The organism is Roseovarius sp. TE539 (assembly GCF_003298505.1).
GTDB lineage: Bacteria > Pseudomonadota > Alphaproteobacteria > Rhodobacterales > Rhodobacteraceae > Roseovarius.
This window is the reverse complement of the sequence record NZ_QNGB01000003.1, coordinates 215466-227496: the sequence shown is the minus strand read 5'-3', so window position 1 is coordinate 227496 and position 12031 is coordinate 215466. Positions and strand designations below refer to the sequence as shown.

Genomic DNA, 12031 nt, shown 5'->3' with positions numbered 1-12031 from the left:
CTGTGTTTGCTATGGAAGAGATCATTTCTTGACGGCAGAGCCCGTCTGGGCAACCGTAACAGGGCGTCCGGGACACCGGACGCCCCATGACCTGCTGACCTAAGCGGCCAGATTTTCCCGACATAGGACGTTGTCGGCCTGTCGGTTGCGGCCATCCCCGAGGGTCTGCCTGCGGTGCTCACGATCACCCTTGCGGTAGGCGTTCAGGCCATGGCGCGACGCAATGCCATCGTGCGTCGCCTGCCCGCGATCGAGACCCTGGGTTCCGTCTCGGTGATCTGCTCCGACAAGACCGGCACGCTCACCCGCAACGAGATGATGGTGGCGTCTCTGGCTGCGGCGGGGCATATCTACTCCGTCGGCGGGAATGGCTATGCGCCCGAGGGCGCGGTGCGCTGGCGCGAGGCCGACGTACATCCCGATGACCATGCCGTGCTGATGGAATTCGCGCGGGCTGCGGGGCTTTGCAACGACGCAATGCTGCACGCCCATGAGGCGGGTTGGCGAGTCGAGGGAGATCCCATGGAGGGCGCGCTGATGGCGCTCGCCGGAAAGATCACCCGCGAGGGAGGCGCGCCTTTCCGGCACTGGACCCGCACCGATGCGATCCCATTCGACACCGCCCATCGGTACATGGCCGTCCTCCACCACGACCACGAAGATCGCGCCTGCATCCACGTCAAGGGCGCGCCGGAGGCGGTGCTGGCGCTCTGTGCCGATCAGCGCGCCGCTGATGGCGGGTCCGAGCCACTCGACGCGGATCACTGGACCGAGATGGTGGAGGATCTGGCAGCCGAGGGGCAGAGGGTGATCGCCGTGGCGGCCCGGGCGGTGCCCCAGGAGCACACGATCCTGAACACCGCGGATCTGGAGGGGCGACTTACGCTCATCGGACTGATCGGGCTGATCGACCCGCCGCGCCCCGAGGCCATAGAGGCGGTGGCGGAGTGCCACGCCGCCGGCATCCGCGTGAAGATGATCACCGGCGATCATGCCGCCACCGCGCGGGCGATTGCAGGCATGATCGGCCTCAAAAACCATGACCGCGTCCTGACCGGCGCCGATCTTGAAGCGATGGACGATGCCGCGCTCGCGGAGGCAGCGGTGCAGACCGACATCTTCGCGCGCACCTCTCCCGCTCACAAGCTGCGCCTCGTCACCGCCCTTCAGTCGCGCGGGCTGACCGTCGCGATGACAGGCGACGGCGTGAACGACGCGCCCGCGCTAAAGCGCGCCGATGCCGGCATCGCCATGGGACTCAAGGGGAGTGAGGCGGCGAAGGAGGCTGCCGAGCTCGTGCTCGCGGACGACAACTTCGCCTCGATCGCCGCCGCCGTGCGCGAGGGGCGCACCGTCTATGACAACATCAAGAAGGTCATCAGCTGGACGCTGCCCACAAACGCGGGCGAGGCGATGACGATCATCGTGGCGCTCTTTGCCGGCATGGCCCTGCCGATCACGGCGGTGCAGATCCTGTGGATCAACCTTGTCACGGCGATCACGTTGGGGCTCGCCCTCGCCTTCGAACCGTCCGAGCCCGGCACCATGCGCCGCCCGCCGCGTCCCCGCGATGAGCCATTGCTGACCGGTGGGCTGGTTTGGCACATCGTGCTTGTGTCGACGCTGTTTCTCGTCGCCGTCTTCGGCATGTATTACTATGCGACGGAAAAGGGTTACTCGGTTCCGCTCGCTCAGACCATGGCAATGAACACGCTTGTGGTCCTCGAAATCTTCCACCTCTTCTTCATTCGCAATATTCACGGAACATCTCTCACTTGGGCGGCGGCACGGGGAACGCGGGTGGTCTGGGCCTGCGTTATCGCTGTCACCACGGTCCAATTCGCCGTCACCTATATGCCGCCGCTTCAGGCCGTGTTCGGAACCGAAGCCGTGCCGTTGTTCGACGGGCTGCTTATCGTCGCAATCGGCGTCGTCTTTTTCGGGCTGATCGAGACCGAAAAGCAGATGCGGCTGGCCTTCCGCTCCGCCAATGGTGCCGCGGCAGGATAGCAGCGGAAATGCGCCGGCGACCTTGAACATGTCCGCAGGTCAGATAGCTTTCCGTTCATGACAGCGATGACCTGCACCCCCGCGACCCCTTTCCTTCCCACTGGCCTCGGAGCAGCCGTCGCCAGCCTGCGCGCAGTTTTCCCGCGCCTGCCTTTGAAAGACGCGCTTGTTGCAGCGTGGCTCGTGCTGGCCGCCTCGGCGGTCGTCTACGCCGACGAGCACCTGCAGGACTGGATTCCCGACGTGCTCGCGATCCCGGACGATGCGGAGGTCATCACGGACCGCGCCATCGGCTCGACCGTGCGAATTTTCTCCATCACGACGGGCGCCGATGTGGAGGCACTCTTTGCGGATTGGGAAGAAAGCCTGAGCGGCAACGGATATCCCGTGACGCAGGGCGCCGACGACCTGCTGGACCGGTCGATCGAGTTTTCCGGCCCGGGCATCACCAACGCGAAAATCATCGTCGCGCCGACGACAGACGACGGACGCAGCATCATTGAATTCGACGCGACCCTGGACTGACGTTACCCCGACGTTCGGTCTTCTGGCGGGCGCACGACGTTCGTGCCGTCGAACAGTTGGGCCGGGTCGACCCCGCGTTTCCCGGCGCTCGCGCGGACGGCATCCTGAAGAGCCTCGCTGCGCTCCAGCAGGCGGCGAAATCGCGCTTCGTCGAGCACCAGCAGCGTCGAGGGCGCGATGGCGCGCACCTCGGCGCGGCGGGCCTTTTGCAGCAGGATCGCCATCTGCCCGAACATCTCGCCCCGCCCGAGTCGCCAGGTCTGGCCGGCGGCCTCGATCTCCACCGCGCCCGAGGCGATGAAGAACACGCTTTTCGCAGCACTGTCCTTGCGGATGATGACCTCGCCGGCGTTGACGTAGCGCGTCTGGAGCGCACGACCGAGGCGCTTGAGCACGGCATTGTCGAGTTCGGCAAAGAGCGGGAACTGCCGGACCAGTTCGGCCCGCTGGAGCGCGATGTCGAGATGCGGACGTTCCTCGGCGACCGCCCTGCGCGCATCGAGGTCCTGCATCAACGTGGTGTAGACCTCGGCGCCGATCAGCCCGTCCTCGCGCATCGCGGTGTATTCCCGCTCCTCCAGCCGAAGCGCCGTGCGCCGGATGAACCGGCGTTCCAGTTCCTCGGCATAGCCCGGGTATTGCAGGCGTAGCCCCTCCAAAGAGGTCTCCACCATCTCGATCCGGCGGGCCAGCAACTCGTGCAGCAGCTCCGCCACGCGCTTTCCGTGAATGCGCCGGATGCGACCGTCGATGAAGGCGCCGAGATCCCGCAGGATCAGCCGCTGCGAGAGCAGAAGCTCGAACCGGTCGGCGGTCATGCGCGCCAGCGGCCCCGACAGGCGCAGACGGCCGTTCAGCACGACGGCGATGCGGAACCCCCGGCCGTAGGCGACGCTGCGCCGCGCGGCGCGGTTGTAGCCGCTGCGCCCCTGGCTGCGGGTGCCCTCGATCAGCCGGTCGGCGTCTGACAGGACCTGTTCGGCCATCCGCGCCGAAATCGTCCGCTCCCGCACGCGGGCAAGGATCGTGTCGCGCTCATGGCCGGCCAGTGCGATCAGGCCCAGCGTGACACGATCGCGGTCGAGGATGTCCGCGCTGTCCTCGGCCGACTTCACCGCCGCCTCCAGCCGCTCGCCGAAGCGCTTGGCCTCCGAGCGCACGGTGTCGTGGCTCAGTTCGTAATTCTCGGTCGTGCGCGCCACGTCCTCGCGCACGGTCTGCAGCGCCACGGCGACGACCTGCCGCGACAGCGCCTCGTCGATGGGCGAGAGCCGGTCGAGCCCCAGCCTGCCGATCACCCACCTGAGCGTGGTGCCCTGCACGATCAGCGTGAGGAGCGTGAAGCCGGTGGCCAGGATGGCCACCACGCGCTGGATGCCGTCGGGCACGCGGAAGCTTTCCGTCACGGCGAGGGCCAGCGCCAGCGTCACCGCGCCCCGGAGGCCGCCCCAGAGGATCGCGACGCGGTAGGGGCGCTCGACCGCGGGCGAGAGCCTGAGCGCGGTCAGGAGCGGCAGAAGCCCCCAAAGGATCACCACGCGCGCGGCGATGGCGGCGAGGATCACCACGCCGACCAGAACGAAATCCCCGACGCGCACCTCCTCCAGCAGCCGCGGGATCAGCAGCGCAGCAAGGATGAAGATCAGCGCCCCGGCCCAATGCGCCAGCACGTCCCAGAGCTCGCGCAGGTTCGTCCAGGCCTGCGGCGGCAGGCGCCCCGGTCCGGTCAGGTTCAGCGTCAGTCCAGCGGCCACCACGGCGATGACGCCCGAGGCGCCGATGCTCTGCTCGGCCCCGATATAGGCGAGGTAGGGCAGAGCGACCGAGATCGAGATCTGCGCCAGCTCGTGGCGCGAGAACAGCGCCATGACCCAGACCGCCACCCGTGCCGCCAGCCAGCCCGTGAATGCGCCGCCGACGATCAGGATGGGGAAGCGCGCCAGCGCCGCGCCAAGGTCGGGATCGGGCATCCCCAGCATGACGAAGCCCATGAACAGGCCGAAGAGCGCGATGGCCGCGGCGTCGTTCAGCAGGCTCTCGCCTTCGATGATCCGCGCGAGCCGGCGCGGCGCCGAGATCGAGCGGAAGATGGTGACGACCGCCGAGGGATCAGTCGTGGACACGATCGCGCCGATCAAGAGGCACGCCGCCAGCGGCAGCGCGCTCGCCCAGGACAGCGCGTAGCCGACGCTCAGCGTCCCCACCACCACGGCGACGACGGCGAGCACCAGGATGGGCACCCAGTCGTCGAGCATCCGGCGCAGGTTCATCCCCAGCGTTGCCTGAAAAAGCAGCGTCGGCAGGAAAACATAGAGGAAGACGTTGGACCGGATCGGTAACCCCAGGATCGCCTCGGCCACGGGGTTGAGCGCATCGGTCAGCTCCGTCCGCAGAAAAAAGATCGCCGCCGCCCCGATCAGCACGCCCAGAACGGCGAGGATCACGCTGTAGGGCAACTTCAGGCGCGCGGCGAGCGGCTCCGCCGCCCCGATGACGAGGAACAGGGACGCGATGACAGTGGTGACGAGAACGATATCCATAAACCTGAAATAGCTGGAATTTCAGGCGCGGGGAATCAGTAAGGACGGATGGATGATTTATTACTGGATACTCCTTCGCACTGGAATTCGAGCACCGGCAAATACAACCGGGCAGGTCTGCACATTGCCAATTCGCCGTATGCTCGATCTCGCGCCTGCAGCGAAAGTCCGGTATGAAAGGCCTCGCCGCAGCGGCGCCCTGCGGCCTTAAATGACCGGTCAGGGCCGGAAGCTACGCCCGTCACCTGGGCGGACAGCGGAAGTTCGCTGCAAAGGTGCCTTATTCTGTAATCACCCGGTTGGGACCGCCGACCTGAAAGCGGCTTGATTACTTAAGACACCTGCACAGCGATGTCGCAAACGACGTGTCTGAGATTTAGGCCGCATGCGGGGCGAGGCGTTCGGGGTCGAACGCCGGCGGCTTTGGAATTCTGATGAGGGGCTGCTGTTCGGCCTGTTTCGGCGCTTGTTCCTCGACGGGCTGCTGGCCCTGCGTCGCGATGGGGAGCTTGCCTTCCATGGCGACCACGAACGGTCGGTCCCGGAGGTTTCGTTCGCGCAGTGGATCGTTCCGTTCCGCAGATCCGAATGGCTCGGCTACGCCGAGCCCCCCTCGGCGGTCCCGAGGCCGTACTGGCCGCCGGAACGGTGTGAGGCAGGAGTGTCCAGGTCCACGTAGCGGGACAGTGCACAATATGATGTGCAGCGTTCCGCAAATGTCCTATACTTGGTGCCATGACCAAGATTCTCACTCCAAACCAGATGCTCGGAGAGATCGGCGAGGCGGCGGTGCGTCGCCGCTTTCTGGACATGGGCTTTCAGTTCGACGGCCGCGGAAGACTCGAGGCCGGCATCGACGGCATCGCCGAAGTGATGATCGACGGGAAGCCGCGGGCGCAGATGATTGCCGTGCAGGTCAAGGCGACTGAGGAGGCGAAGTACACGGCCGAGACGGACCAAGGCTTCACCTATCTACTCAGGAGTAAGGACCTTGAATACTGGCGGCCGTCAAACCTGCCTGTCATCATCGTTCTCTACCGCCGCTCCGATGAGACATTCTACTGGAAGGAAGTTCCGCGCGGCGTCAGCGCGGAGGACCGACGGCTGCAGTTCGACAAGCAGCAGGACGTCCTCGACAGGAATGCCATCGACCGCCTCGCCGCGCTGACTGTGCCGAAGGTCGGCGCCGGCTACTACGTACCCCCGCTGGGCGACGGCGAAGAGGCGCTGGTCAACATCTTGCCACTCATTCTGCCGCCGGAAATCTACGTGGCGTCGACCCCGTATTCGGGGCGCAAGGCGACGGCGCTGCTTCTGGACAGCGACGAGCCCGCGCGCTTCGACTGGGTGATCCGCGGCGGTTCGTTCTGGTCGTTCCACGACCCGAGAACATCGCCATGCCGGGAGATCGTCGATCTCGATCAGGTTGAGGCCGTGGAGACGAATTACCTCGCCTTCCATGAGGACCTGAACGAGCAGCATCATTTTGCGTATCTCCTCAAGAACGCGCTCAGGCACCAGGTCCGTGCCGATCTGAACTGGCACAAGGAGAACGCGTTGCTCTATTTCAGAGCACTCGCTGCCGACACGCCGCGACGGTTCTATTACGAGTCAGCGAAGAACAAGACGCATGCCGACGTCGTCAATGTCGTGACCAGTAAGAAGGACGAGGGACAGGTTGCCTATGTCCGTCACCACGCCTTCGTGCCGCGCTTCGAGGTGCTCGGCGATCAGTGGTACCTGGTCATCACCCCGACTTATTACTTCACAACCAACGGCTTTACGCCACACTCGTATCCGCACGCGCTTCTGTCAGGCAAGAAGCGGCTGGATAACAGCGGGTCGCTGCGCGGGCAGGTCATCATGTGGCACAGGTTTCTGACCCAGAACGAGCGGGCCAGCGACGATCTCTTCGCGCCTGAGCAGGCTGAAGAACCGTGCCTCGCATTTACCGAGCCGCCGCAGATCACTCTGGATTCGCGGGTGCCGGAGGACGTTTGGGGCTCTCCGAAAAAGAAGGCGGAGGAGAGCACCGACCAGGAAAGGCTCGCAATATGATGAATTTCGAAAGCAAAATCCTCGCCGAGCCGGAGCTGGAGTTTGGCGACAAGCATCACCATCCGGACCCGCGGCTCGGTCTGGTCGAGGCCGGTCCGCTGCAGGCGCCGCTCGGTGATGTGATCAAGATCGGCGTGGTCGGCAGCGCTAAGACCGTCGAGGACACGGGAAGATTTCTCGCGGGCGCAACGGCAGGCTTTGCGGGCAAGTCGGCCAAACACCCGAACCTGCATCCAGATTTTCCGGGGCTGGGCAACGCCAACCCGTTCAACTGCCGGTTCGAGATCAGCGAGGAGGCATCATTCGCTTTGCCCCAAAGTCGGATCGAAAGGATCAGGAAGGAGCCTGATCACAAGAAAGCCGTCGAGATGGCTGTCGACGACATCATCACGCAACTCGAGACCCTGGATGAGAGCAGTCACAGCCCGGACGTCGCGATTGTCGCCCTGCCGGTCAGCTTGATCGAGCGCGTCTGGAGCGCGAAGGTCGATGCCAAGAGCTCGACCGAAAGAGAGGACAGCAGCGGTTCCGATGCCCCCAACTTTCGGGGCATGCTCAAGGCTCGGGCGATGGGGCTGAGCTTTCCGGTGCAGATTGTCTGGGAGGACGTCATCGACGATAAGGCCAAATTTTCGCAGAAGGTGAAGGAGAGCAAGGCCCGCGATATCCAGGACCAGGCGGGACGGAGCTGGAACCTTCTCACTACGCTTTACTATAAGGGCACGGGGCGCATTCCCTGGCGCCGCAGGGCTCGCGAAGGCGAATTTACGGCCTGCTATGTCGGTATCAGCTTCTACCGTGAGGCCGGCGGCCAGCAGCTCTTCACAAGCGCCGCGCAGATGTTCGATGAGCGCGGGCGCGGCTTCATTCTCAAGGGCAGGCGCGCCCAGACAGAGAGCCGTGGCCGTCACCCTTTCATGACCTTCAACGATGCCTACGATCTTATTTCGAAGGCGCTCTCGCAATACAAGAACCACCACAAGAACTTTCCGGCACGCGTGTTCTTGCTCAAGACATCGCGTTTCCGGGAAGAAGAGGCGGAAGGTGTCCTGAAGGCGCTTGAGGAAGCCGGAACCGAGCTCAGAGATCTGGTCTGGATCCAGGAGTCCGCTTCGGTCAAAATTCTGCGTGACGGGAATTATCCGGTGCTGCGCGGGACGTTCGTCGATTTCGGCGGTCGCGGTCTTCTTTATACGAACGGTAGCATCCCGTACTACGGCACATATCCCGGTCTCTACGACCCGCGGCCGCTACTACTCTGTCCGCACGAAAGCTGCGATAGCACAATCAGCCAGCTCGCCGAGGAGGTCTTTTCCCTGACCAAAATCAACTGGAACTCGACGCAGATGAACCAACGGCTACCCATCCCGATTAGGGCTGCACGCAAGGTCGGCGAGGTCCTCAAATATATCGGTGAAGGGCAGTCCATGAGTTCTGATTACAGGCGATACATCTGATGCCCGGTAACGACCCGCACGCACTCGCCGCAGAACTCTTCAAGACCTTCGCGCGCTTCGAGTATGCTTTGAAGGCTGCTGAATTTCACAAGGGTGAGGGCGAAGCGAAAGCCAACTGGCGCAGGTTTTCCGAGTCCGTTGCCGCGAGCTTCGAAGAGCCGGCAAGCGAGGAATTCGCGGAAGCAATCGCCTATATGCTCGCTAATCCACCGAAAAAGCAGATCGTCGAAGGCGGCGTTCTGGGATGGAGCGCGTCAACACCGCAGACTGATCTTCAGTCCGACAGGCTGCTGATCTATGTGCGCCGCGTGAGGAACAACCTTTTTCATGGCGGTAAGTTTAATGGCCGGTGGTTTGAGCCGGAACGAAGTACCGTGCTTATGCAGCATTCCCTTACTATTTTGAATGCCTGTCTGGCTGCTTCGCCGGCGGTGAGCGAAGCCTATCACAATGAGCCATAGTGCACTGTCTCCCGCTATCTTCAGCGTGCTCGATCGATGTTGCAAGAGCAAGCGACGGCGCACTGCTCCGAGAGAGCTGCAGCCGCACGCGGCCGCTCGTGTCGTGCGGGATATCGTCGTTGATCCAGCCATTCACCTCCGGCATAGCGAACGTCGGGTCCGGCCTTCGTCCTTATCGCCCCAATTGTTGCGGCGTCATCAAAGCACTCACGGCGAACGGCAAAAGGCTAGCACTCCGATTTTCGGACCCGTGAAAATTCTGCGCAATGCACGACTGGACGGTTCGGTTAAGCCGCGCCGCGGCGCCAACCTGTGCCTCGAGTGTCGGCTGTGGGCCGTTCGTGTCTTCGAGCGCGCCACGGGTGCAGTTTACTTGGCCGACTCCCTCTGTCGGTCTGCGCGTCGTGCACATCTCGGCCTTCGTAGCTCTTGACCTGAAGCGATGATGACGCCCCGACCAATGGAATTTCGTCCTCACCGGCCGACTCGCTGAATGTCAGGAGTCCATGAGGACAGAATGGTTTGGCTTGAGAGGCTCGCAGCAACGCTCAGACCTTCGGCTTTCAGAAAACGGCCACCGTTTTTCCTCTTAGAGGAGGCGCATCTGAAATACCCAATAGTATCAGTATTTTGTCACAATTCTGCGCGGTCATACCGATTAACGCTTGACACGGTGTGCAGCAAAAAGCGCCGTTTTGCGCACCCATATGCCCCATCGACACAATTTTGTTAATTGGCGATCCCGGGAGGACTCGAACCCCCAACCTGCTGATTAGAAGTCAGCTGCTCTATCCGGTTGAGCTACGGGACCGCGCGGCGCAAAGCTTTACCCGCGCCGGCCGCCAAGATCAAAGACCAAATTCACACGTCTCGGGCAAACGGGTCGGGATCGTAACAAACTCCGGCGAGGTACAGCCCCTGCGGCGGACAAACCGGCCCGCACGCCGACCGATCGCGCGCTGCAAGCGCCGACTTCACGTCTTGGGGGGTCCATGCACCCGCACCCACACGTTCCAGAGTGCCGACAATACTGCGCACCTGGTTGTGCAGGAAGGACCGCGCCCTCAGGCGGAAATGCAGTTCGCGGCCGGCCAGGGTTTCGGTCTCCGTGATGTCCAGCGCATCAAGGGTCTTCATCGGGCTCGCGGCCTGGCAGATCGACGACCGGAAGGTGGTGAAATCATGATGCCCCACCAAATGGCGGGCCGCGGACCGCATGGCAGCCACATCCAGCGTCCGTGGCACCTGCCAGACGAGGCCACGCATGTGGGTGGCCGGCGCGCGGCGCATCAGCAAACGAAACAGGTAACGCCGCTCCAGCGCCGAGAACCGCGCATGCCAGTCCGGTGCTACTTGCGCACAGTCCGTGATGGCCACCGGATCGGGCTTGAGGTGATGGTTGAGCGCCTCCGACAGGCGGAAGGGTGTCCAGTTCTTGGCCAGGTCGCAATGAGCCACCTGAGCAAGCGCATGTACACCGGCGTCGGTGCGACCCGCTGCGCCAATGCCGTGCGGACCCGGTTCCAGTCGCGCCAGCGCCGACTCGACCGCAGCCTGGACCGAGGGCTGATCGCGCTGGCGCTGCCAACCGGCGAACGGCGCACCATGATACTCGACCTTGAGGGCATAGCGGGGCATGCACGGACGCTTAGCCCGGCGGCTTTCTGCTGGCAAGCCAACGCAGGCAACGCCACGGATCCGGCACGGTACCAGAGGAAATTTTATTTGACCAACCGTTCCAGACGTGCATGATCGAAAGGGAACGAACAGTGTGAACCGCATGCCCTGGGAAAAATCCTACAACGAAACAGAAGTTCTGGACCGCGCCATGCGCGCCTTCTGGGCACGGGGATACAGGGCGACGTCGATGTCGGACCTGGTGGCTGTCACGGGCATCAATCGCGGCAGCATCTATGCCGGCTTCGAAGACAAGCGGGGATTGTTCCTTGGCGCACTGCGTCATTACGATCGCAAGCACCGCCACGAGTTCCTTGAGACTGTGGCCCTGAAGCACGCGCCGAGGGACGCAATCATCGCGGCCTTCGAGACGGCGGCGCACCCGCCGGTGGATGCGCCGGGGGGATGCCTTCTGGTCAACACGGCGCTGGAAGTTTCCCCGCATGACGCGCAGGTCGGCGCCTTTGTTTCAGATGCGCTGCAGGCGGTGGAGGATTTCTTTCGAGACCGGATCGAAGCGGCCCAGGCCGAAGGGTCGATCCGGGCAGACCTTTCGGCCACCGACACCGCGAGCGCGCTACTCGGGCTGTTTCTGGGGCTGCGGGTTCTGATGCGGGGCGGCCCGCCCGGCAAGGACACCCTGCCAGCCCTGATTGCACAGGCACGACTGATGCTGGACTGACTTCATTTGACCATTTTGGAATGGTCGTTCAAAACCCAGGGAGGAAAAGATGAGTGTTTCATATGTGGAAAGAGAAGAGGCCGGGCCGGAAACGGCCGAATTTTATGATGCCGCCGAGGAAAGGTTCCAGGCGCTGCTGAACATCTTCAAGGTTTTCGGACACCAGCCTGAATACGGGCGCGTCTTCACCGAAACGATCATGGCGATCCTCAAGGACGGTGTGCTGGACTGGAACACCAAGGAGCTGCTGATCCTCAAGGCGACCCAGGGCAATGACTGCCAGTATTGCGTTGTCCAGCATGAGCGCCTTTGTGACATGCTGGGCATCCCCGCCGAGAAGGTCGCCGATATCGACGGTGTGAAGTACCGCGACAGCCCTCATTTCACCGAAGGTGAAAAGGCCCTGCTGGATTTCTGCGTCCAGATCGGGGAGGACGCCAACCGGGTCTCGAAATCGCTCTGGGAGCGGCTGCACGCGAACTGGACTGAACCGGAAATCGTCGATGCCGCCTTTGTCATCACCACCTACATTGCTGTCTCGAAGTTCGGAGATGCGCTCGGCGTTAAGCTGGAACCGATGTTCGATGGCGTCACTCCGCAATTGTCCATCAATCACTGAGG

At 63.2% G+C, this 12031-nt stretch carries 8 protein-coding genes, 1 tRNA gene and 1 pseudogene; 7 read left to right on the top strand and 3 right to left on the bottom strand.

From position 1 onward, the window contains the following. Positions 1 to 129: 129 nt before the first annotated feature. Together DQW77_RS03510 and DQW77_RS03505 are read left to right on the top strand one after the other, a co-directional pair. Positions 130 to 2010: pseudogene (locus tag DQW77_RS03510) on the top strand (HAD-IC family P-type ATPase); the annotation flags it as partial. A 57-nt stretch (positions 2011 to 2067) separates the two neighbouring features. After that, complete coding sequence (locus DQW77_RS03505) at positions 2068 to 2535, top strand: hypothetical protein (RefSeq protein WP_113256789.1); 468 nt, start codon at positions 2068 to 2070, stop codon at positions 2533 to 2535. Positions 2536 to 2537: 2 nt separating this feature from the next. On the opposite strand, the gene DQW77_RS03500 is transcribed toward DQW77_RS03505, so the two are convergent. Next, complete coding sequence (locus DQW77_RS03500) at positions 2538 to 5075, bottom strand: cation:proton antiporter (RefSeq protein ID WP_113256788.1); 2538 nt, start codon at positions 5073 to 5075, stop codon at positions 2538 to 2540. 735 nt (positions 5076 to 5810) lie between these two features. Here DQW77_RS03500 and DQW77_RS03490 point away from each other — a divergent pair. The 3 genes from DQW77_RS03490 to DQW77_RS03480 are packed head-to-tail and all read left to right on the top strand — an operon-like array spanning position 5811 to position 9051. Then, positions 5811 to 7133, top strand: a complete 1323-nt coding sequence (locus DQW77_RS03490) for a DUF4365 domain-containing protein (RefSeq protein ID WP_113256786.1) — start codon at positions 5811 to 5813, stop codon at positions 7131 to 7133. Beyond that, positions 7130 to 8590 (top strand): hypothetical protein, encoded by a 1461-nt coding sequence (locus DQW77_RS03485; RefSeq protein ID WP_258523654.1) that lies wholly within the window; start codon positions 7130 to 7132, stop codon positions 8588 to 8590. Before DQW77_RS03490 ends, DQW77_RS03485 begins: the two co-directional genes overlap by 4 nt. Beyond that, positions 8590 to 9051: a hypothetical protein gene (locus tag DQW77_RS03480; RefSeq protein ID WP_113256785.1), complete on the top strand. Its 462-nt coding sequence runs from the start codon at positions 8590 to 8592 to the stop codon at positions 9049 to 9051. Before DQW77_RS03485 ends, DQW77_RS03480 begins: the two co-directional genes overlap by 1 nt. 734 nt (positions 9052 to 9785) lie before the next feature. Here the strand turns inward: DQW77_RS03480 and DQW77_RS03475 are convergent. Further along, a tRNA-Arg gene (locus tag DQW77_RS03475) sits at positions 9786 to 9862 on the bottom strand. A gap of 50 nt (positions 9863 to 9912) precedes the next feature. After that, entirely contained in the window at positions 9913 to 10689 is a 777-nt protein-coding gene (gene truA / locus DQW77_RS03470; RefSeq protein WP_113256784.1) for a tRNA pseudouridine(38-40) synthase TruA, read from the bottom strand. Positions 10690 to 10831: 142 nt separating this feature from the next. On the opposite strand from truA, the gene DQW77_RS03465 reads away from it, so the two are divergent. Beyond that, entirely contained in the window at positions 10832 to 11410 is a 579-nt protein-coding gene (locus DQW77_RS03465) for a TetR/AcrR family transcriptional regulator (RefSeq protein WP_113256783.1), read from the top strand. Between the two features lie 49 nt (positions 11411 to 11459). After that, the gene (locus DQW77_RS03460) at positions 11460 to 12029 is read left to right on the top strand and encodes a carboxymuconolactone decarboxylase family protein (RefSeq protein ID WP_113256782.1); all 570 of its coding nucleotides are present in this window, start codon (positions 11460 to 11462) and stop codon (positions 12027 to 12029) included. Positions 12030 to 12031 lie beyond the last annotated feature (2 nt).